Below are 22,891 nucleotides of genomic sequence, written 5' to 3'. Positions count from 1 at the left end.
TTGAATCGAGATATAGATCTTGCTTTTAGTTTGCTTTCTCAACTATGGTGCTTAAGAACGCTTAAAACATTGGACCTGTAAAGCAAATTAGGTGGAGTAAAGAATCTTGAAACTATTAATATCTCTTTCTTTTGATTGTAATACTTTTTTAGTATAGTTAAATAAGGGAGAATGGTTAAAAAAATAACAACAAAACAAATATTAATATATATTTCTAACTCATATTAGAGAGGGGCTTATCATGGAAAACACAATGGCATATAATGTAAAAATTGAAAATGTATTACAAAATATAAATAAAGTAATGATCGGAAAAGAAGAGGCAGCTGTTTTAAGTCTTGTTGCTTTACTAGCGCAAGGGCATGTATTATTGGAAGACGTTCCTGGTGTGGGAAAGACAATGCTCGTGAAAACACTAGCTAAATCTTTAGATTGTGATTTTCGACGAATCCAATTTACGCCAGATTTATTACCTTCTGATGTAACAGGAGTATCGATATATAATCCAAAAACATTGGAGTTTGAATTCCGAGGTGGGCCAATTCTTGGTAACATTATTCTAGCAGATGAGATCAATCGCACATCCCCAAAAACCCAGTCCGCCCTATTAGAAGCAATGGAAGAGAACCACGTCACTGTTGACGGTAGAACAATTCCTCTAGCTCGCCCATTTTTTGTAATGGCTACACAAAATCCAATCGAATATGAAGGAACATATCCATTGCCGGAAGCTCAATTAGACCGATTTATTTTAAAGTTAAACATGGGATATCCAACGTTTGCAGAAGAGATGGAAATGCTTACCCGAACTTCCCATGATCATCCAATTGAGACCATTGAATCTGTGTTGACAAAAGAAGCGTTAGAACAGATTCAAGATGAAGTGAAGCAAGTGTACATGGATAAAAATGTGCAGCATTATATTATTGATTTAGTGACGAGTACGAGAAATCACCCTCAAGTTTATTTAGGTGTCAGCCCACGAGGGTCGATTGCTTTAATGAAAGCTGCAAAAGCATATGCTTATATTTCAGGACGTGACTACGTGTTGCCGGATGATGTAAAATATTTGGCTCCATATGTATTGGCGCATCGAGTTATTCTTCATTCAGAAGCAAAATACAGTGGAAAAACGGTAAATGATGTCATAGCGATGATTATCGAGCAAACTGAGATACCAATACGAAAGGAATTTATTTAATGAAATATCGCTTTCGTTTGTTAGTAAGCTGTTTATTTCTCGTTACTACTTTTCTGCTGCTATTCTCCTATGCTATGTTTCAGGGCGGGTTTGTTAGTTGGTTCTTGTTTTTTAGTTTTCTACCTATTTTAATATATGAAGTGGCTGTCTTGATATATCCAATAGGAAAGTGGAAGGTTGGTAGACATTTATCTCATTATATATCCAATGCTAGTGGGGCAATTACGGTGAAATTGGAGGTTAAACGGCGCTTTCCATTTCCGTTATATTATTGCATTTTAGAAGATATTATGCCAGATTCATTAAAAACAATAGATAATCAAGTAGAAAAATTTCAATATATGAATCAGCCAGAACGATTAGTTGTTAAACGGCAAATGAAGAAAATGCTACTCCCTGGCTTCAAGCGTACGTTTTCTTTTACGTATCGATTGGAACAAATTCCTCGAGGGGAACATCAATTTCAGACGGTACGAATACGGACAGGAGATTTTTTCGGGCTTGTAAAAAAGGAGCATTACTATGCTGTAAGTGACTTACTTGTTACTTATCCGAATGCACGTCCATGGTTATTGGAAGGACAAATCACCAATCGACAGGAAGGCAATTTGCTTACTGCATCCCTTCGTTTTACGAATGCAAATGTGGCAACAGGGATAAGGGAATATATGCCAGGGGATCGCTTTTCCTGGATTGACTGGAAGCAAACAGCTAGGAAAAATACCGTTATGACAAAAGAGTTTGAACAGGAAAAAGGCACGAATATGTTACTTGTGCTAGATGCTTGTAACTCACTGAATCCGATTATTTTTGAAGGCATGGTTGAAGTTACTTACTCGTTGCTTACCTATCTGAGGAAGCAATCTATTGAAACGGGATTACTAACTATCGGAAAAAGTGGCAGTTTTTATCCATCGACTTATGGTGTTTGGGAATTTGACCGAATGAAAGAACATTTAACGCAACTGCAGCCAAATAAGAAAGGTGTGTTTTCACTAGCTATCCAAAGCTATTGGAATAAGCTGGTGAATGGGGGCGTTCTTCTATTTGTTGTAGGAAATGTAGATAAACCGTTCGTAGAGATGATAAAAAAACTGCGTCAGAGAACGGAGCATATACATGTTTTACTTGTTCAACCGGAGGAACAGCAAAAAAAATCCGCTTCTCTCGTTCGACAATTGTCAGCTTTTGGGGTGGATATCTATGAAATGACTGAGCACGAGTTGATGAAAACGCCGTTAGAGGTGAAACGAATATGAATAAACCTAAACAGCATCCATCTATTTTTTATACGTTAATCCTTTATATTTGTGGATTTATTTTATTTCTGGAATGGTTCTATCCTTTACAGGAAATAACGGATACGACAAGTATAAGTATTTTTATGCTTTATGGTGTGCTCTGTTTTCTGCTTTCCTTTATACAAATCCGATGGTGGCTATCTTTTCTTTTGAAGGGATCTGCATTACTGTTCGTGTTAAATAGTTTGTTTTTTACTATCGGCTTTTTTAATCCATTGTGGTTCGGAGAGTTGATTCAGGATACTATCGTCAATGTACAAGCTTTATTCAACAGAGCATGGTATGAATTTACACCCTTATTTCGTAGCATGCTGTTTCTCATCTTAATCTGGTTAATGAGTTATTTGCTGCATTATTGGTTTGTTATAAGAAAACGCGTTTTTTTATTCATCTTATTGACAATCGCTTATTTAACCGTTTTGGATACATTTACCGTTTATGACGGCAGTACTGCGATTATCAGGATCTTTATCACTTCTTTTCTTGCCTTAGGAATAGCTCATTTTATGAGAGAAATGGACAGAGAGGCACTTCGTTTTACATTCGTGAAGAAATCTGCCATTTGGTTACTTCCATTAATAGCGGTTGTATTGTTTTCTTCAGCCGTCGGGTTAGCCGCACCGAAGTTTTCTCCCCAATGGCCAGACCCGGTGCCTTTCATTCAGAGTAGTGCTGAAAATGCTGGTTTCTCTAGAGAAGGAAATGGAGCGATTCAAAAAGTTGGCTATGGGGAAGATGATAGCAGATTGGGCGGTTCATTTGTCCAAGACTATACACCAGTATTTGAAGCTGAAGTAGAGGAAGAGCATTACTGGCGTGTGGAAACGAAGGATGTGTATACAGGAAAAGGCTGGGAAATGAGTCAGGACTCTAAATTTGTCGAACTAGCAAAAATCCCTCCGATGTTTCAGGAAGATGTCCATGTCGATAGGAAACAAGCAACGATCGCATTTCAAGGTGACGAAGCGTTAGATAAGCTCGTACATCCATACGGCTTCAACCATGTAGAGGCAAGTGAAGGGGAAGCTTATATTGATACGACATCAGAAGCTATTCAAGTCATGGATAGCAGCAATGAGCCCATTACATTACAAGATTACACGGTCGGTTATGAGTATCCTACTTTCCAAATTGAAGCTTTACGGGAAGCTTCAAGTACGGGGGAATCTTTAGAAGCATACACTCAGATTCCAGATTCGTTACCGGACCGAGTGGTCGAATTAGCTGAGGAAATAACTGCTAACGAGGAGACCCAGTATGATAAGACAAAAGCGATTGAAAGCTATTTTTCAAGTACTGACTTTACGTATCAGACAACAGATGTTCCAGTGCCCGAGGGCGATCAAGATTATGTAGACCAATTTTTGTTTGAATCCAAAGCAGGCTACTGTGATAACTTTTCTACTTCGATGGTCGTTATGCTGCGAGCATTGGATATTCCGGCAAGATGGGCAAAAGGCTTTACTGGTGGAGAATTGATCGACGCAGGCACGGGTGATGAAAAAAACACCTATGAAATAACAAACTCCAACGCGCACTCTTGGGTAGAAGTCTATTTTCCGGGTTCGGGTTGGGTTCCATTTGAACCAACGAAAGGATTTACCAATTTAACAGATTTTCAAACTGCACCTGTGGATGGAACAGCTACGCAACAGGATACTTTAAAGCAATCGGAACAGGAAACAGATAAAGACGAACAGCCTGCAGAAGCTTCGCCTGATAAGAAGAAGGAAGAGGAATCTGAAGTTGTACCAGCTGCTGAATCAAAATCAGGCACTACAACCAACGTTTGGATGTGGGGAATTATTGCAGCTATATTGTTGCTGCTGATTATCGCTATTATGGTTTATCGAAGTCGGTTACGTTTGCAGTCGAAATGGGTAGGCCGTAAATTTACAACCGATAATCATGTGAAAAATTACCAGGAAGCATACCACTTTCTAATGAAAGTATTGCAAAAGCAAGGTGAACCAAAGCAGCCAGGAGAGACATTACGTGAGTATGCGCTGAAAATTGATGAAAAGTATGAGACAACTGATATGCAGAAGCTTACGGAGCATTATGAACGGCTTATTTATAGAGATGACAACAAATCTATTCCTAAAACGGAAATGGCGCAATTATGGAAAAATTTAATTAAACGAATATTGACTTGACCATGATTCGTTCCGTTATGTAGAATAAGGACATAATGGAATGAAAATAATCATTTGCCGTTCGTATATCCTCGACAATATGGGTCGAAAGTATCTACCAGAGCACCGTAAATGCTTTGACTATGAAGGCAGAACATCCATATAGCTGGATGCTGCCTTTTTGCATTTTTGTCGACGCAAAAGGTGGTAATCCAGTTTTTCAATTTCTGGTTAATTAAAGCGAGTGATAAGGATCTTTCTGGAAATGGTCGAGTGGCTACTCGATACGAACGCATGATGTTGGAAGGAACAGAATATAGATAGGGGTAACGCAAATGAAGACAAATGAAATGATTTTAGTATTGGATTTTGGCAGCCAATATAATCAATTGATTACACGGCGGATTAGGGAATTTGGTGTGTATAGTGAATTGCACTCTCATAAGCTGTCAGCTCAAGAAATTAAGGAAATAAACCCAACAGGAATTATTCTTTCTGGTGGACCACATAGTGTATATGATGAAAATAGTTTTCGCTGCGATCCAGAAATTTTTGATTTAGGCATTCCCGTATTAGGAATTTGCTATGGTATGCAATTGATGGCATTGCATTATGGCGGAAAAGTGGAGAAAGCTAAAAATCGCGAGTATGGAAAAGCTGAAATCGACGTTCAAGGAGAACCGACGTTGTTTACAGGTACACCAAAACAACAAACAGTGTGGATGAGCCATGGTGATAAAGTCGTTCAAGCACCAAAAGCCTTCCAGGTTGATGCTACAAGTCCATCGACACCAATTGCTGCAATCAGTTATCAGGAAAAAGGACTATATGGTGTACAGTATCACCCTGAGGTACGTCATTCTGAGTACGGAAATGATGTATTAAAGCAGTTTGTATTTGCTGTTTGCGGGAGCAACGGCGATTGGACCATCGAGAATTTTATTGAAATGGAAGTAAAAAAGATCCAAGAAACAGTCGGCGATCGCAAAGTATTATGTGCATTGAGCGGTGGGGTGGATTCTTCCGTTGTTGCAGCATTAATTCATAAAGCGATTGGTGATCAGCTAACTTGTATTTTTGTTGACCATGGTTTGCTTCGTAAAAATGAAGCTGACGATGTGATGAAGGTATTTGCTGATGATTTCCATATGAACATTATTAAAGTGGATGCTAAAGATCGTTTTTTAACGAAATTAAAGGGCGTCGACGATCCAGAGAAAAAGCGTAAAATTATCGGTAATGAATTTATTTATGTGTTTGATGATGAAGCAGCTAAATTAAAAGACATTGATTTCCTTGCGCAAGGAACACTTTATACTGATATTATTGAAAGTGGTACAGAAACAGCACAAACGATTAAATCACATCATAATGTTGGTGGACTACCAGAAAATATGCAATTTGAATTAATCGAGCCGTTAAATACATTGTTTAAAGATGAAGTTCGTGAATTAGGAACTCAGCTAGGTATACCAGAACATATCGTCTGGCGTCAGCCATTCCCAGGTCCAGGACTAGCTATCCGTGTCTTAGGAGAAGTAACCGAAGAAAAATTAGAGATTGTTCGCGAATCTGATGCGATATTGCGTGAGGAAATTGCTAAGGCTGGTCTAGACCGTGATATTTGGCAATACTTCACTGTCCTTCCTAACATTCGAAGCGTTGGTGTTATGGGCGATGCCCGCACGTATGATTACACGATCGGTATCCGTGCAGTCACCTCGATTGATGGTATGACTTCCGACTGGGCACGTATCCCTTGGGATGTCATGGAGAAAATCTCGACCCGTCTCGTGAACGATGTAGCTCATATTAACCGGGTAGTGTATGATGTGACGAGTAAGCCGCCTGCGACCATTGAGTGGGAATAGTTGTTGGAGAGCTGAAACCCCTTTGTTTACAAGGGTTTCGGCTCTTTACTCTATTTTCATTGCATTGTTATTGCATTATTTGTTTTTAATCCTTTACGTAGGTAACGAGCAGTGAATTGATTCTTGGGTGAAGTATCTTCATTTTCTGTTGCTGTTTGGTAAGACATAATACCTTCTAATTTATGGGCTACTTCAAAGTTACTGTTTGGATACAAATGTCCGTAGGTGCCAAGTGTCGTTTCAATATCTTCATGCCCTAGGCGGTCTTTAATGATTAATGGGTTTTCGCCCATACTAATAAGCAAAGAAGCGTGAGAATGTCTTAAAGCATGTAATCTAATTCGATGAACCCCAGCTTTTTTTGAAAAACGTGTAATGGCATTCGCTAACGTATGCTTTTGTGTGGGGATACCATTATAGCTCATTACAAAATTGGTTTGAACGACAGATTGCTGCGCGTCCTTCCATTCGCGGAGTAACGTTAATGTATCTCCATCTAATGCAATATGACGAACACTAGCCTTTGTTTTTGGTTCTACAAAAGAATAGTTATCCAAATTCTTATAGTAAAGTGTTTTATCGATAGATAACAGACCTTTGTCAAAGTCAATATCTTCCCATTGAATCGCAGTGGCTTCTCCAATTCGCATGCCTGTCATAAATAAAAACCACAATGAAATAAATAAAAAATGTTGATAATAATCTTCTTTATAGAAAAGAGAGATGACTTTTTCAAATTCTTCTTTTGTCCAAAAGTCTATTTTTGTCTTTGTTTTCTTCACATTACCTACAATTTTTGATGGATTATTTTCAGCTAATCCTAAAACAACAGCTCGATCCATTGCCATAGAAAACAACCCTTGAACATTTCTAATATAAGAAGAACGATACTTCTTTTTAGATAACGCTAATTGCCATTTTTGAACATGAATCGGGGTAATTTCTGTTGTGATTAAGTTATTAAAAAAAGTGAAATGCTTTCTTACAGTCGGTAATCGATTATCGTACGTTCTTCCTTTTACTTGTGTTTTATACCAAGGTAAGAAAATATCTTCAATAAAATGTTGGAATAAAACGTCATCTTGCTTTTCTTCTAATGCGTCTGACTTTGTAAGAAGTAACCTCGAATATTCTTCCCTTGCTTCTTTTTTAGTCTTAAAACCACTGCGGTATTTCTGAATTTGCTTGCCAGTGATGGGGTGATATCCTAAATTTGCCCTAAAATAATAAGTTCCGTTCTTTGCCTTTTTGACGATATCTTTAGTCATGATTTCACTCCTTACGCAATTAGTGCAAGAAGTACAAATCACACATCTAAAGTTATCCCTAATACTTCCTCTACAGCTTCTTTAGGAACACGATCTAACTTTTTAGATTGATAATACGTATGCCCTTTTGAAATCATTAGTTTTTTACATTCTCTAATGATATCAGCTGAAAAAGAGGGACCATAACCTAGCGCTATCAAGTCTTTTTTAGTGACTGTGACCATATGAACTCCTTTCCATAGACTAGGATATGCTATTTGATATCTGTCTATTATTATATCGCGTCTGTAAAACAATTTCTAATACGTTGCGTGAATTTGGTTCTTGCACTAAAAATAAAAAGTTCTATTTTCATAACTTGATGATTAGCCTTCTTCTCAAACTAAAATAAAATATAAAAACCAGACGGCTGTTGGTACAGCTCCACGGGAATTTCACCCCTGCAAGTATTTCTTCCAGCCCTACTCATAGCTTACGACGCTTTGAACGCTCGAACCATGACGGTAGGGGAATATCATTATCCTAACTGGTGGGTTATCGCCAGCAATCCACCACGATTGCATTAGACTCATAGATTATCGCTCGTTCCTAACGAAAGTCATGGCGTATGAATCAGGTGGCTCATCATCAGTAGAACGTATCTGATTTTTTGTGTATACTGCACGGTGTTATCATCCGTGCTTTCTTTGTCAAAGAACAAACATATGATTAATGAAAGGGAAAACCTAACCATTATTTCACAAAATCTTGAAAACTAGCACGGACTGCATAAGCTTCGATCGTAAGCGATCACGTGTATCTTCATCGACACCCCAAAAAGTGTTTCCATATTCATCACGAAGCTTACGCATGGACAAACTTGTTATATAGCTTCCATAATGCAAAACAACTACTTTCATTGCTTCTGGTTCACCCTTATTTGCAGCTAAAATAATTGGATACGGCAATAAGCCACGCTCGTTGTTCTTAGTGTTAGCATCAATCATCCCAGTCATCTGCATGTTCCTCCAAAAATCGCTTTAACCTTTTAAAAGAGCTTGTCCGCCTATACTGAACGGTACTACGTGGAATATCGAGTAGTTCAGCTATTTCTACATCTGATTTGTCAAAAAAGTAGTATAGTAGGACGGTGGTTCGCTTCTCATCTGGCAAGGTATGCATCGCTTTGGCAAGAAGTTTAGGAGTAATTCTCTTTCCTGCTACTTGAAAACCTTGTGTCTCCTCACCCTCATAATGCTGATCTAGGGTATAGAGTTGATTTTCTTCCTGTGGCATGAGATCAGAAAATGTCATCTCCTTTGCTTGTTGTTGTTGCTTTTCGTTGTAAATATTAATTGCTTCATTCTTCAATACACGTTTACAAAAGGCATTAAATGCACAGCGAACTTGCCATTCGGTACGATTTGGTTCTATCATGCAATTCCTCTCCCTTCGCAACTGCAAAGGTGGGTGATGATTTCCCCTTTCATAACCTTCAACAAGATTTTTTATGAAATGCCAAAAATATCAGGAATAATTTTTTAAAAACGAATAAACCGCAAAAAAACCAACTGAACTTAAGCCAGTTGGGCATGAAAATATATTTAATTGTATTAAATCAGGGTGAAAATAAATAAACATGGCGATATCCTCCTTTATACCGTCACGTTCTTAAAAAGAGAAAACTTAATACACCTCTCGAAACCCTCTTTTTAAAAAGTAAAACAGCAGTTTTGAATTTTATTATTTTCAAAACCGCCATTTGTAGTTAGCTATATATCTTAACAAACAACGGTTTTTTATGTTGAATTAAAGGGTAATAGGAAAATAGTGTGGCATTCGAAATTCTAAAATACTTTCCGTTCTTCCACAATCGCTCGTTTGTTGAATAAGCATACTTAACTAATTTTACTAATAATTATTTTTCTATACATTCCATTCATCATTATGGGTTTATCTTCTTCTATCTTTAAATTTTTATTATGCCTGAGGTACAACTCTTCAAAATTCAATCCAATATCTGTTCCTAAAAATTTAATAAATGGTCTAAGCATTTTTTTGGATAACGAAAGTCTATTACTTTTAGGAGTAAATTTATCAAAAATAATTATTTTGCCACTTTGATTCAAAACCCTCATCATTTCTTGAAAACACTTATCTGCATCTGGTACTACCGAAAGGATTAAACTTCCAACTACATAGTCGAACGATTTATTGTTAAATGTCATATTTTGAGCATCCATTTCCAGAAAATTAATAGGTGTACTTTTAAATTTCGCTCTGGCCTTTTTAAGCATATCAGGTGAAAAATCAATTGCTGTTATATCTAAAGTAGAGTGATTTACTAACTCTATATCAGCACCTGTTCCTACACCAACAAAAAGTACCTTTTGATTGCTATAAAAAGGCATATCCTGAAATATTTGCCCTCGTGCATTTAAAAATACACCTGAATTAAAAATCTTGTCATAAATTGGAGTCCAAATTTTATATATTACTCGATTCCAAGAATTGTTCATCATTCCCTCCCCAAATGATTGAATATAACTTATCTATTATTAAATATCCCTTCTTTTTCGGACAAGAAGGGATGACCTTTTAATTCAATAAAGTAATTTATTAAGCATTTATTCTTTCACTCTCATTAGTCGTAAACCGTTTAGCGCTACTATTATGGTTGCTCCCATATCTGAAAGGATGGCAATCCAGAGCGTTAACCATCCTGGGATAACCAATAGTAAGGCAATAAATTTAATAGCAATGGCAAAAGTAATATTAGCTTTGATAATATTGAGGGCTTTCCGGCTGAGTTTTACAGTGAATGGAAGTTTTCTTAAATCGTCTCCCATTAGAGCGACGTCTGCCGTTTCTAGAGCTGTGTCTGTACCAGCTCCACCCATTGCAATACCAACTGTTGAGGCCGCCAATGCAGGTGCATCATTAACACCATCTCCAACCATAGCAACATTGCCATATTCGGATCTTAACTGTTTAATAAAGTCTAACTTGTCCTGCGGCATTAAGTCAGCTTGAATATCTGATACCCCGACATGACCGCCTATTGCATTAGCAGTACCTTTGTTATCACCTGTTAGCATAATTGTTTTTCTGATTCCAAGTTGATGTAACTTATGAATAATTTCCTTACTTGATTCACGAACTTCATCAGCAACTGCAATAACTCCAAGTATTTCTTTTTCTGTTCCAATAATCATGGCTGTTTTACCTTGATTTTGAAGAACAGTGACATTTTGCTCTAAGCCTTTATCGAAATCTGCTGTCAATAATTCCTTAAAAAGTTTCGGACTACCGATATAATAAGTCACTCCGTTTACAATCCCTTTGATACCCTTACCTGTAATAGAAGAGAAATTCTCTACAAGTACATCAGAATATGAAATGTTTTCCTCTTCTGCCTTTTTCATGATTGCTGAAGCAAGAGGATGCTGGGAACGAAACTCTAATGCAGTAATGATCGCCAATAGTTCTCTTTTATTCATGTGATTATTTAATACATTAAAATCAGTTACAACTGGAACACCTTTAGTTAATGTCCCTGTTTTATCGAATGCTATTGCCTTTAAGGCACCCATTTCTTCTAAATACACTCCACCTTTTACAAGAACACCTTTTTTCGCAGCATTCCCAATTGCTGAAACAATAGAGATTGGAGTCGATATGACCAACGCACAAGGACAGCCAACAACAAGAACGGCTAACCCTTGATAAATCCATGTTTCCCAACTGCCACCTAAGAGTAAAGGAGGGACTATAACAACTAATGCTGCAATGATCATAATAATCGGTGTGTAATATTTCGCGAATTTATCGACAAATGCTTGCGATGGAGCACGTTCTCCTTGTGCCTCCTCTACAAGATGAATAATTTTAGAAATTGTGGTATCTTCTACAAGTTTCGTTATTTTTACTTCAAGTAATCCTTCTTCATTTAAAGTACCTGCAAATACGTCATCGTCTACCGTTTTTTCAACGGGGACTGATTCACCTGTAATAGCTGCTTGATTGACGGCAGAGTAGCCATTTACGACTACACCATCCATTGCGATTTTTTGACCAGGTTTTACAATCATGATATCTCCAACAGCAATATCATCGACATGGACCATAATTTCTTGCCCATTACGTGTAACGAGTGCTTCCTTAGGAGCGATATCCATTAGGGAACGAATAGAATTTCTTGCTCTATCCATGGAGAATCGTTCAAGCTCTTCACTTATAGCAAAGAGAATAACAACAACAGCAACTTCTCCCCATTCACCAATAATGGCACCACCTATAACAGCTACTGTCATAAGGGTTTTCATGTCAAATTCAAAGCGTAATAAGTTTTGCAAACCTACTTTAAAAAGCGACAATCCGCCTACTAACATTGATGCTAAAAATAATAGGGTTGTAAGAAGATTTTCTTCTCCATTTACAAAGTAGGAGAGATAACCGAAAACAAGGAACGAAGTCGAATAAAGCAGTGTACCATACTTTTTATAAAATGGAACTTTTTCTTTTTTCGTATCTTCCGTTACCTCTTGCGAAACATGACGGGCAGTTTTTTCAGGAGTCACTTTAAGGTTCTCGAATGCCCCAGCTTTTTCTAGTTCTTCAATCGTTGCATCACCGGAAATCAATATCTTAGATGCACCAAAATTTACTTTTGCGTCCTGAACTCTCGAAAGTTTTTTCACATTTTTTTCAAACTTACCTGCACAATTTGCACAGGTAAATCCTTGAACACGATATGTTTTCATTTCTCGTTCAGATAATTTAGCTTGTCGATCAGACATTTAATTTCACCTCTTTCATGTGCGTTAATCCGATGACAAAGAGCTGTTTAACATGCTCATCATCAAGCGAATAAAATGCTAATTTCCCTTCTTTTCTAAATTTTACAACTCCTTGCTTATGGAGTGTGCGTAAGTGGTGGGAAGCATTTGCAACCGTGACACCAATAATACTTGCTATATCACAAACACATAACTCTTCACCTTTATACAAAGCAAAGGTAATTTTTGCCCTGTTTTCATCAGCAATAGCTTTAAATAATTGGGCAACACTAGAAATGTCTTCTTTCTCTATTTCTCCTTGTATTCGATTAACTTTTTCTTCGTCATAACAATAAATCTCACATGTGTCTTTCTTATTCATTTTCTCATTCCACTCCCATTCAAATACTTACTTGAATATATTATAACCTTTTCCCGATATTATTCAAGTAATTGCTTGAATGAAGATAAAAAAGAATTGGATTCTCCCAATTCCCAATGCCTGATTTTTATTCAATTGTCTCGTTTTTTGAAAAACAATTACATTTTTAAGGTTAGTTTAACATGCACTAATCGGCCATAATTCGACACGATTATTCGAATGCACGAATTAAAGATTGAAGAAGTACGCTCAAAAAATCAAATCCCTTATATCTTTGATACTGTATTTAAAATTACTATTTTGTCCAGTGTGATAAAAGCAAAGTTTGATTTATTTTGAAGCTACAGGTACTTTTTAATTACCTGTAGCATATGGATGCATAAAGACTGAATTAAAAACATTTACCCTAATATTTTTAAAATTCATTTAGATAAAATTAGAGGTCAACCTAGTCAAGTTAACCTCTTATAAACTGCATTACTAACAACAACTATTGTTATTTTGAAAGACAAGTCCTCCGTCTTCTTCTGTTCCCTCAAAATCCAATGTAATATTCTCAGTAGCATCCACTACTCTTTTATCGACACTTACATTTATTCCGTTGATGATTTCAACTTTATCATCTTCTTGCTGTTCCGATAAAGTTACTCCAAAATTTGGTCCGCAACAACCTATACCTTCGAAAGTAAAACGTAAATTAATCTCACCATTTTCCTTCATCATTTTTTCAATATACGATTTTGCTTGATCTGTAATAATCATTTATAAACCTCCGCCGTATTGATAGTTAATTCTTTTATTGCCTCATATCCAACAGGATTTTTAATTTTCCAAGGGATAATTACGTAATTGTTGTTTGAGTGTTTCTCTACCTCTTTTATCCAATCTATTTCAGAAACTGATCGTCCATGTAATATAGGATCAACTGTATGAGTTGCATATAAGCTTTGATTAATTACCCACCATTTAGGGGTTATATTTGCTCGATTTAAATCATCTTGCAAACGTCCCGCTTCATGTACTGGTGTTGCTTCAGCCAGAGTCACAATAACAACCGTCGTTTCTTTTGGGTTCCTTAATCGTGGCAGTAATTGTTGAACCGATAAAGGTACCTCCCCTGTAGATCTTTCCATTTCTTTATGATAAGCCTGGGTAGAATCTAATAATAAAAGTGTATGCCCTGTCGGTGCGGTATCAATCACAATAATTTCGTCATTTGCCTTTTCAACGATATTAGCAAATGCACGAAACACTGCAATTTCCTCTGTACAAGGTGAACGAAGATCTTCTTCTAAATAAGCGATTCCCTCTTCATCTAATTCATGTTTGGATGCTTCGATAACCTCTTGTTGATACTTTTCTACTTCCGCTTTAGGATCAATCCGGCTAACGGTGATATTTCCAGTTTGGTGATTCAGCACTTCATCAATATGCGCTGCTGGATCTGTTGTCGTTAAATGAACTTTTTCTCCTTTTTCAGACAATCCTATGGCGATGGCTGCTGCTACTGTTGTTTTTCCAACGCCACCTTTCCCCATTGTAAAAATAATTCGCTGTTTACTCTTTTGGATATCATCAATTAATTTTTGTAAATGGGGTGTTTCTATATCGACAAACGATTCTTTATTTTGGTCAGTCGGGAACGTTTCATCAAAAAGACGTCGCATATTTTCAATTCCAGCGATATTAAATGGTGCCAACTGAATTTCATAAGTTGGAATATTTTTTAATTCGTCTGGCATTGATGTAAGAGCCTGTTGTTGACGTTGATAAAACGCAGTAGATGTTTCGTCTTCTTTGACATAATTTTTCATTACACCATTAACAAGTAATGTTTGATTATTAATACCGATTTCCCCAAGTTCTTTTGAGGCTTTTGTTACCTCTAATAATGGCGAAACCTCAGGACGTGTAACTAACATTAACGTTGTCTGTTTAGGATCTGAAAGCGATTGAACAGCTGCATTGTACAGTTCTTTTTTAGCTTCTAAACCTGCTAAAGGCCCTAAACAAGATGCTCCATGAGTGTTTTCATCTAAAAAGCCACTCCAAGCAGTGGGCAATTGTAATAAACGAAGCGTGTGCCCAGTTGGTGCGGTATCAAAAATAACATGATCGTAAGTTTGACGAATTCCTTCATCTGTTAATAGAGAAGAAAACTCATCAAAAGCAGAAATTTCTACCGTACAGGCACCTGAAAGCTGTTCCTCCATTTGATTAATAACAGCTTCAGGCAGTTTATCACGATAAGGCCCGACCACATTATCTTTGTATTCTTTTGCAGATATTTCTGGATCAATGTTAGCAACAGAAAGATTTTCAATAGAAGGAATTGGCGTTGGTTTATTCGTTAACTCTACATCAAACACGTCTTGTAAATTTGATGCTGGATCTGTGCTAACAAGTAATACCTTCTTTCCTTCTTCAGCCAAAGATACAGCAGTAGCACAAGCTGTAGATGTCTTACCAACTCCTCCTTTACCAGTAAAAAATAAAAATGGGGTTAGCTTAAATTTATTCGGATGAAAAAGCGTATGCATGGTTTATTCCTTCTTTCCTTTTTATAATTGAATTCGGGGCTTTGCAGCAAGTGTTTCTTTAGTTAATCCTGTTAACTCCTGTAATTCTTCATTTGTTAAGAACTCTTTTACTTTTTTAATTTCCCCATCTACAACTGTGACTGGAAGAACATCTGGACCTTTCTCCTTTAAAAGCTGACTAATAACGGTAGATTCAGCAAAAGCATGTGGTTCATTTGCTAAATTATATCTCGTGATATCATATCCTTTCGCTTTCAAGTTTTCCGTAACAGCGGCCATACGTATTAACTCGGGATCTACACTTGGTCCACAGACACCAGTGGAACAACACATCGCAGGATCAAAAATCTCAATTTTTTTCATTGTAATAAGCACTCCCTTTATTTTTTAAAAAACTCACATAAACAGTTGCTTATATAAGCGTTTGATTATATACTATTCCTGTAGATTGTTTTTGTCAATTAACTTTAATGGCATTAATCAATTTGTCATATTTGTAGACATTAGCATTTAGTTATGTAAAAGGTGGTGAATTTCATGTTAACTTATTCGAATGCTGAGCAAATTTTAAAAGCAATTGGGGAAGAAACTAGATTAAAAATCATTTCCTATTTGACGATTGATTCTTTCTGTGTTTGTGAATTGGTTGAACTTCTTCAAATGAGTCAGCCATCCATCAGTCAGCATTTAAGGAGATTAAGACAGGTGGAAATTATTTTGGAAGAAAGAAGAGGAAAATGGATTTTCTATTCTTTAAATAAAGAGCATGAACTATATACATTAGTTCTTCATTTGACTAGCATGCTACCTTCAAAGAAGGCGAATATTCAATCATTTGTTGTTGAAGGAAAAAGAGTCCTTTGCGACTAATCGGCAATGAAGTAGAGAGGAGCTTTACTTTGATTTTTTGGGCTGTTTTAATATTTTTAGTAACACTCATTTTAGTAATTTGGCAACCGAAAGGGCTGTCGATTGGATGGTCTGCAATAGGTGGAGCTATTCTTGCTTTAATGGTAGGAGTAGTTGGGTTTAGTGATGTAATTGCAGTAACAGAAATTGTCTGGAACGCAACATTGGCTTTTGTCGCTATCATTCTTATTTCCTTAATACTTGATGAAATAGGATTGTTTGAATGGGCAGCACTTCATATGGCTAGAATAGCAAAAGGCAATGGAATAAAAATGTTTGTCTATATAAGTATTTTAGGTGCAATTGTGGCTGCCTTATTTGCAAATGATGGTGCGGCATTAATACTTACACCAATTGTACTCGCAATGGTTCGTAATTTAAATTTCAATGAAAAAATGATCTTTCCATTTATTATGGCTAGTGGATTTATTGCAGACACAACTTCCTTACCCTTTATAGTAAGTAACTTGGTTAATATCGTTTCAGCCGACTTCTTCGGTATTGGTTTTGTGGAGTATGCATCTAGAATGATTATTCCAAACTTCTTTTCTCTGGGTGCAACGATCACTGTATTATTAATATACTTTCGAAAAAGTATTCCGAGATCGTATGATGTATCTAAATTAAGTGAACCTAAAGATGCCATAAGGGATCACAAAATGTTTCGTTTATCATGGTATGTTCTTGGATTATTGGTTGTTGGTTACTTTGTAAGTGAGTTCATTAATCTTCCTGTTTCTATTGTTGCAGGTGTTATAGCGATATTCTTTATCCTTATGGCAAAAAATAGTAAAGCAGTGGATACAAAAACAGTTATTAAAGGAGCACCATGGGCTATCGTATTTTTCTCAATCGGAATGTATGTGGTAGTATATGGATTGGGAAATGCAGGACTTACAGATGCATTGGCTACCGTTATTCAAGCGACAGCAGAACAGGGCCTATTCATCGCTACAATAGCAATGGGCTTTATCGCTGCTTTCTTATCATCCATTATGAACAATATGCCAACGGTTATGATTGATGCCTTGGCTATTGCCGAAACTGATACTTCGGGTGTAATTCGAGAAGCACTTATTTATGCTAATGTGGTTGGATCTGATTTAGGACCAAAAATAACTCCAATCGGTTCTCTTGCAACTTTGGTATGGCTCCATGTTTTATCTCAAAAAGGAGTAAAGATTTCATGGGGAACTTATTTTAAAACGGGAATCGTTATAACAATTCCTATCCTATTCATTACACTATTAGGCCTTTATTTAACACTTACTATATTTTAAAAGGGGAATCATCATGTCGAAAAAAACACTTTACTTTCTATGCACAGGAAATTCTTGTAGAAGTCAAATCGCAGAAGGATTTGGGAAGAAATATCTAAGTGATAAATATGATGTTTATTCAGCAGGGATTGAAGCACACGGATTAAACCCTAATGCTGTAAAAGCAATGAAAGAAGTAGATGTTGATATATCTACTCAAACTTCTGATATTATTGATAAAGAAATTCTAAACAACGCAGATCTTGTGATTACTTTATGTGGTGATGCAAAAGATAGTTGTCCAATGACACCACCACATGTTACAAGAAGGCATTGGGGATTCGATGATCCTGCAAAAGCAGAAGGTACAGAAGACGAAAAATGGGCTGTTTTTCAGAGAGTAAGAGATGAGATTGAACAAAGAATCAAAATGTTTGCAGAAGAAGGTGAATAGGAAAATACACCGAGGGACTGAATAAGTCCTTCGGTGTTTTATTATTTAACAATCGTTCTGTTTTTAAGCAATAATAACATCTGAGTGATCATTGCTAGGATGGGTAACTCCAATAACGGTCCTATAACTAAAGTTAAAGCAATTAAAGGTTCTTCTGGAAAAGCTGTCATGGCAATAGCCAAAGCGATAGGAGAATTTCTTGCTAGGGTAGTCATACTAAAACTTACCTTATCTTGATAATTGAACTTCATAAGACCGCCAACCTTTTGACTAATAACAAAGTTTATTATAAAGAATAAAAGAATGGGGACAGTTATGATCTATAGTAACGCTAAATTGTCAATAAGTATTTGTCCTTGCGCAGCAAACATAGCTACAATTGCAAGGCTTAGAAAGATTATTGGTAACGCTCCTATATATGAATATAACTTTTCTTTAAATTGACGATTCCTTTGTAAAAGATATTTTGTTAGAAAAGATAATCCTAATGGAATAAGTAAAACAATTAGAACACTTTCTATAAGATCTGAGAGGTGAATAACACCTGTTGTTCCACCAAAAACAAGAAGATAAATTGGTAGCAACACAATTTGTAATACAAGATTTAAAGGTAAAATAGCAGCCGATAAAGCGACATTTCCTTTTGCTATTCCTGTAAAAATTAAATACCAATCTGTACATGGGGTAACCATTAACATAATAAACCCGATCCATAATGCAGGGTGACCTGACAAAAAAAGAATTGCCAGTATACATGCTAATATAGGAGTCCAAACAAAATTCATAATGATTGTCCAAGAAGTAAACCGCAAGTTTTTAAAGGATGATTTTATATCTGCGATAGGAATTTGTAAAAAAATAATATAAAGCATGATGACCAATAGTGGTACAATAAAAAACTCAGCACTTCCTCTAACTGTTTCAAATTGTCCTATGCCAATTCCCACTATTACTGAAATAAATATGATGAATGAATATAACTTTTCAATTAAACTCATAATCTTTTTTTCACGTCCTGTTTGAATTAATACTACAGTATTGATTTTATCATATAGCATAATCTTAGTTTCTTCTTGAGATAATACCAACTATTGAACATGATATAAATAAGTATTATACTTGACCCTGTACTATAGTACAGGGTTTATACTTCTTTTATGGGGTGATACCGTGAGTTATCGTATTAGTGAATTTGCAAATAAATGTGATGTAAATAAAGAAACCATTAGATATTACGAACGAAAAGGTTTAATACAAGAACCCGCTCGAACAAAATCTGGATATCGAATATATTCAGAAGATGCTGTTAACCGAGTTGGGTTTATCAAACGAATGCAAGAACTTGGATTTTCATTAAATGAAATTCATAAACTACTTGGGGTTGTAGATAAAGATGAAGCCCGATGTGCAGATTTGTTTGAATTTGTTTCAAAAAAAGCAAAAGAAGTTCAACAGCAAATTAAGGATCTAAAACAGATTGAACATATGTTGAAAGATTTAAAAGAACGTTGCCCAAATCAAAAGGAACTACATGAATGCCCGATTATTGAAACTTTAATCGATAAGTAAATCTATTTTAATACGATGGAGGATTGAACATGAAAAAATTTCGGATTACCATTCAGGGAATGACGTGTACAAGTTGTGAAGAGCATGTAAAACTAGCACTTGAAAATGTAGGAGCAAAAAACATTGAAGTAAGTTTTCGATGGGACGAAGCTGTATTTGACCTTCCCTATAATATTGCAATTGAACAAGCAAAAAGAGCCATTATTGACACAAAATATCAACTTGGAATAATAGAGGAAGTGTCACTACAAGAAAAAGTAGTTTCAAGTGATGAGGAAGATTATGATTTCATTATCATTGGTTCTGGTGCTGCTGCCTTTTCAGCCGCAATTAAAGCAGTAGAGTACGGTGCGAAAGTTGCGATGATTGAGCGCGGAATCGTTGGAGGAACATGTGTAAATATCGGTTGTGTTCCATCAAAAACACTTCTTCGAGCTGGAGAGGTTAATGATTTAGTAAAAATCAACCCATTTACAGGGTTGTCGACATCTGCTGGAGAAGTGGATTTAGCTTCTTTGGTTAACCAAAAAAATGAGTTAATAAATGAACTGCGAAATCAAAAATATATTAATTTAATTGATGAATATGGATTTGAATTAATTGAGGGTGAAGCGAGATTTATTGATGAACATACAGTTACAGTAAATGGTAAAGAACTGTCTGCTAAACGCTTTTTAATTGCCACAGGCGCTTCTCCATCTATACCATCAATTCAGGGACTAAAAGCAGTGGATTACTTAACAAGTACAACGTTACTTAACTTAACGAAAGTACCGAAACGTTTAACTGTTATTGGTTCAGGATATATTGGATTGGAACTTGGTCAACTCTTCCATAACATAGGTTCAGAAGTTACAATAATGCAAAGAAGTGATCGTCTATTAAATGAACATGAACCAGAGATTTCAGAAATGGTGGAAAAGGCATTAACTGAACAAGGTATAAATCTTGTTAAAGGTGCAACATTTGAACGTGTGGAACAGCAAGGAGAGTTGAAAAGAGTTCATGTGACGGTAAATGGAAAACAAAGGATTATTGAAGGAGAACAAATTCTTGTTGCTACAGGTAGAAAGCCAATTACTGATTCATTAAATTTAAGTGTAGCAGGTGTTGAAGTTGGGTCTCAGAAAGAAATTATTATTAATGAATACGCCCAAACAAGTAATGAACGAATTTACGCGGCAGGGGACGTAACATTAGGATCACAATTTGTATATGTGGCAGCTTATGAAGGTGGGGTTGTTGCAGATAATGCAATTGGTAAGTTAAATCGAAAGATAAATTTATCCGTTGTTCCAGCTGTGACATTCACGAATCCTTCAATTGCAACAGTGGGATTAACTGAAGAACAAGCCAAAGAAAAAGGATATGAAGTCAAAACCTCTGTATTGCCTTTAGATGAAGTTCCAAGAGCAATTGTTAATCGGGAAACCACGGGTGTATTTAAATTAGTGGCAGATGCTAGCACATTGAAGGTACTAGGAGTTCATGTGGTTTCAGAAAATGCAGGAGATGTGATTTATGCAGCGACACTGGCAGTTAAATTTGGACTTACCGTTGAGGATTTAAAGGAAAGCCTTGCACCTTATTTAACAATGGCAGAAGGATTAAAGTTGGCTGCTCTAACGTTTGATAAAGATGTATCGAAATTATCTTGTTGTGCAGGATAAAGGTTTAACGGAGTAAAAAAAAGCCAATAATGTTCCTAACAATATTTGGTGCGAAGGATATAATTCACTCCTAGTTGCAGATAATAAATATTTATTACTCACTTTTTTACGTATGGAACAGCATATAATATGTATACCGTCTAAAAAGATTAGACGGTATATTAGATTTGCTCTTTAAGGGAATAGATCAGTATTTTATTCAGTTTTTGAAGAGCAGCATGAAGAGTCGCTTTTAATAACCGCGTCCTTGTTTGGAGTCTTTTCATTCTTTTCTTGAACTTCTTCAAATTCTACAGAGCAACAATCCTCATTAGAGGAAAATATTTTTTTGAAAAATGATTCTTTCTTTTCTTTACTCATCTTATCACCTCCTTAAAAAGTAAAGTATAGAATATATCCCGTGACAGTGGCACCGATAAGAATTGATACGATAAAAGCAGTTAATAACCGTGGTTTAAATAATTTGTTTAATAATAAAATCTCTGGAAGACTTGCGCCAGCGCCACCAATAATTAATGCTATTACAGCCCCCATACTCATTCCCTTGCTAACTAATGCTTCGGAAATAGGAATCATGGTTTCAACACGAATATACATCGGAATCCCTATTATAGCAGCAACAGGAATGGCAAATGGATGATCCTTACCCGCAATAGATGATATAAAATCAGCAGGGATAAAATCATGAATTACAGCCCCTATGAGTACACCAACAAGCAAGTAGGGTAATACGGGGTAAAAAAAACTCCAAGCATCTTTTAAAGCGATTATCCATTTCGATTCTTTTTGTCCTTCTCCATTTTGAGAACGTCGTATTTTTACATTTCTTAAATGTTTTTCTAAACCTAAAGTGTTAAAGATTAATCCAGCTAAAACTGCAAAGAAAAACATTGAAATGACATAAAATGCTGTTATTTTAAAGCCTAAGAGTTTCCACAATAAAATTACAATAACAGGATTTAATAATGGTGACGATATTAAAAAAGATATAGATGGTCCAAAAGGAGCACCAGAACTTAATAGGCCTGCCAAGATTGGTATTGTAGAACAAGAACAAAATGGAGTAAGTGCACCTAATAATGTTCCCGATATATACCCTGTTGCTTTATTGCCTTTTTGTAAAATACTCTTTATTTTTTCTTCTGTTACAACTTGTTGTAACAAACTAACAAGAAAACTAATAACAATAAACAGTGCAGTCAATTCTAGAAATAGTACTAAAAAATTTTGTAGAAATCCCATCCAATCCATCAGAAACATCCTTCCTTTTAAATTACAGTTTTTTTGCATTTCACTAAATAACAATTAATTTACTTGCATTAGTAAAAGTTTAGTAAGAAATATATTTAAGGCATTTGCTTCGTTTATTAAAATATCATTTAAAAAATACATCTTTGAAACGAAACTCCAATCCCCTAATCAGCCCTCTAGGAAAAATATTAAATGTAGCAGAGAAATAAATTTGCACTAATTCTTTTATTAAAAGACGTATTGAGCTCATTTATTTAACACACTAAAATAAATATTCAGCAGTCTCAAGATGATGAATAGAACATTCTGCCATTAGTTTACCTT

The 22,891-nt window shown here is 35.9% G+C and carries 21 protein-coding genes, 1 pseudogene and 1 riboswitch; of the genes and pseudogenes, 9 read left to right on the top strand and 13 right to left on the bottom strand.

The window, feature by feature from the left end; genetic code table 11:
- The first annotated feature begins 241 nt into the window (after window positions 1-241).
- The 4 genes from KBP50_RS18315 (at window position 242) to guaA (ending at window position 6,508) form a co-directional block, all read left to right on the top strand.
- On the top strand, window positions 242-1,201 hold the full coding sequence (locus KBP50_RS18315; protein ID WP_175609432.1) for an AAA family ATPase: 960 nt from the start codon (window positions 242-244) through the stop codon (window positions 1,199-1,201).
- Window positions 1,201-2,460 (top strand): DUF58 domain-containing protein, encoded by a 1,260-nt coding sequence (locus KBP50_RS18310; protein WP_050351838.1) that lies wholly within the window; start codon window positions 1,201-1,203, stop codon window positions 2,458-2,460. Before KBP50_RS18315 ends, KBP50_RS18310 begins: the two co-directional genes overlap by 1 nt.
- Window positions 2,457-4,658: a transglutaminase TgpA family protein gene (locus KBP50_RS18305; RefSeq protein ID WP_050351837.1), complete on the top strand. Its 2,202-nt coding sequence runs from the start codon at window positions 2,457-2,459 to the stop codon at window positions 4,656-4,658. The genes KBP50_RS18310 and KBP50_RS18305 overlap by 4 nt, the downstream gene beginning before the upstream one ends.
- 41 nt (window positions 4,659-4,699) lie before the next feature.
- A riboswitch (purine riboswitch) is annotated at window positions 4,700-4,801 on the top strand.
- Window positions 4,802-4,972: 171 nt separating this feature from the next.
- A complete protein-coding gene (guaA, locus tag KBP50_RS18300) occupies window positions 4,973-6,508 on the top strand; it encodes a glutamine-hydrolyzing GMP synthase (RefSeq protein ID WP_050351836.1) in 1,536 nt (511 codons plus the stop codon).
- A gap of 56 nt (window positions 6,509-6,564) precedes the next feature.
- On the opposite strand, the gene KBP50_RS18295 is transcribed toward guaA, so the two are convergent.
- The 10 genes from KBP50_RS18295 to arsD form a co-directional block, all read right to left on the bottom strand.
- Entirely contained in the window at window positions 6,565-7,776 is a 1,212-nt protein-coding gene (locus KBP50_RS18295) for a tyrosine-type recombinase/integrase (protein ID WP_050351835.1), read from the bottom strand.
- A gap of 38 nt (window positions 7,777-7,814) precedes the next feature.
- Window positions 7,815-8,000 carry a DUF3173 domain-containing protein gene (locus KBP50_RS18290; RefSeq protein ID WP_018709270.1) on the bottom strand — a complete coding sequence of 62 codons (186 nt, stop codon included), beginning with the start codon at window positions 7,998-8,000 and terminating at the stop codon, window positions 7,815-7,817.
- A gap of 513 nt (window positions 8,001-8,513) precedes the next feature.
- The gene (locus tag KBP50_RS18285; RefSeq protein ID WP_076362029.1) at window positions 8,514-8,771 is read right to left on the bottom strand and encodes a helix-turn-helix domain-containing protein; all 258 of its coding nucleotides are present in this window, start codon (window positions 8,769-8,771) and stop codon (window positions 8,514-8,516) included.
- The gene (locus KBP50_RS18280; RefSeq protein WP_076362027.1) at window positions 8,755-9,192 is read right to left on the bottom strand and encodes an RNA polymerase sigma factor; all 438 of its coding nucleotides are present in this window, start codon (window positions 9,190-9,192) and stop codon (window positions 8,755-8,757) included. Before KBP50_RS18280 ends, KBP50_RS18285 begins: the two co-directional genes overlap by 17 nt.
- Before the next feature lie 461 nt (window positions 9,193-9,653).
- Window positions 9,654-10,274 (bottom strand): class I SAM-dependent methyltransferase, encoded by a 621-nt coding sequence (locus KBP50_RS18275; protein WP_050351832.1) that lies wholly within the window; start codon window positions 10,272-10,274, stop codon window positions 9,654-9,656.
- Between the two features lie 108 nt (window positions 10,275-10,382).
- The gene (locus KBP50_RS18270) at window positions 10,383-12,554 is read right to left on the bottom strand and encodes a heavy metal translocating P-type ATPase (protein ID WP_050351831.1); all 2,172 of its coding nucleotides are present in this window, start codon (window positions 12,552-12,554) and stop codon (window positions 10,383-10,385) included.
- On the bottom strand, window positions 12,547-12,915 hold the full coding sequence (locus tag KBP50_RS18265; protein ID WP_050351830.1) for an ArsR/SmtB family transcription factor: 369 nt from the start codon (window positions 12,913-12,915) through the stop codon (window positions 12,547-12,549). The genes KBP50_RS18270 and KBP50_RS18265 overlap by 8 nt, the downstream gene beginning before the upstream one ends.
- Window positions 12,916-13,395: 480 nt before the next feature.
- Window positions 13,396-13,677, bottom strand: coding sequence for an iron-sulfur cluster biosynthesis family protein (locus tag KBP50_RS18260; RefSeq protein ID WP_050351829.1), 282 nt, complete (start codon window positions 13,675-13,677; stop codon window positions 13,396-13,398).
- Complete coding sequence (arsA, locus tag KBP50_RS18255; protein ID WP_050351828.1) at window positions 13,674-15,455, bottom strand: arsenical pump-driving ATPase; 1,782 nt, start codon at window positions 15,453-15,455, stop codon at window positions 13,674-13,676. The genes KBP50_RS18260 and arsA overlap by 4 nt, the downstream gene beginning before the upstream one ends.
- A 21-nt stretch (window positions 15,456-15,476) precedes the next feature.
- Complete coding sequence (gene arsD / locus KBP50_RS18250) at window positions 15,477-15,818, bottom strand: arsenite efflux transporter metallochaperone ArsD (RefSeq protein WP_050351827.1); 342 nt, start codon at window positions 15,816-15,818, stop codon at window positions 15,477-15,479.
- A gap of 174 nt (window positions 15,819-15,992) precedes the next feature.
- On the opposite strand from arsD, the gene KBP50_RS18245 reads away from it, so the two are divergent.
- Genes KBP50_RS18245 through arsC form a run of 3 tightly spaced genes read left to right on the top strand, consistent with a single transcriptional unit; the run spans window position 15,993 to window position 18,077 of the window.
- Window positions 15,993-16,325, top strand: a complete 333-nt coding sequence (locus tag KBP50_RS18245) for an ArsR/SmtB family transcription factor (RefSeq protein ID WP_050351826.1) — start codon at window positions 15,993-15,995, stop codon at window positions 16,323-16,325.
- On the top strand, window positions 16,316-17,644 hold the full coding sequence (locus tag KBP50_RS18240; RefSeq protein ID WP_412768165.1) for an arsenic transporter: 1,329 nt from the start codon (window positions 16,316-16,318) through the stop codon (window positions 17,642-17,644). The genes KBP50_RS18245 and KBP50_RS18240 overlap by 10 nt, the downstream gene beginning before the upstream one ends.
- A gap of 13 nt (window positions 17,645-17,657) precedes the next feature.
- Complete coding sequence (gene arsC / locus KBP50_RS18235) at window positions 17,658-18,077, top strand: arsenate reductase (thioredoxin) (protein WP_050351825.1); 420 nt, start codon at window positions 17,658-17,660, stop codon at window positions 18,075-18,077.
- Between the two features lie 41 nt (window positions 18,078-18,118).
- Here the strand turns inward: arsC and KBP50_RS18230 are convergent.
- Window positions 18,119-19,075: pseudogene (locus KBP50_RS18230) on the bottom strand (arsenic resistance protein).
- A 172-nt stretch (window positions 19,076-19,247) separates the two neighbouring features.
- Between KBP50_RS18230 and merR the strand changes: the two are divergent.
- Together merR and merA are read left to right on the top strand one after the other, a co-directional pair.
- The gene (gene merR, locus KBP50_RS18225) at window positions 19,248-19,646 is read left to right on the top strand and encodes a mercury resistance transcriptional regulator MerR (protein ID WP_050351824.1); all 399 of its coding nucleotides are present in this window, start codon (window positions 19,248-19,250) and stop codon (window positions 19,644-19,646) included.
- 29 nt (window positions 19,647-19,675) lie between these two features.
- Window positions 19,676-21,316, top strand: a complete 1,641-nt coding sequence (gene merA / locus KBP50_RS18220) for a mercury(II) reductase (protein WP_050351823.1) — start codon at window positions 19,676-19,678, stop codon at window positions 21,314-21,316.
- A 195-nt stretch (window positions 21,317-21,511) separates the two neighbouring features.
- On the opposite strand, the gene KBP50_RS18215 is transcribed toward merA, so the two are convergent.
- The gene (locus tag KBP50_RS18215) at window positions 21,512-21,676 is read right to left on the bottom strand and encodes a hypothetical protein (RefSeq protein ID WP_169770796.1); all 165 of its coding nucleotides are present in this window, start codon (window positions 21,674-21,676) and stop codon (window positions 21,512-21,514) included.
- Between the two features lie 12 nt (window positions 21,677-21,688).
- Window positions 21,689-22,567 (bottom strand): permease, encoded by an 879-nt coding sequence (locus KBP50_RS18210; protein WP_050351822.1) that lies wholly within the window; start codon window positions 22,565-22,567, stop codon window positions 21,689-21,691.
- Between the last annotated feature and the right edge of the window lie 324 nt (window positions 22,568-22,891).

Source organism: Virgibacillus pantothenticus (genome assembly GCF_018075365.1).
In the GTDB taxonomy this organism is placed as follows: domain Bacteria; phylum Bacillota; class Bacilli; order Bacillales; family Amphibacillaceae; genus Virgibacillus; species Virgibacillus pantothenticus.
The sequence above is the reverse complement of the archived record's forward strand: the minus strand, read 5'-3'. Positions and strand labels throughout refer to the sequence as shown.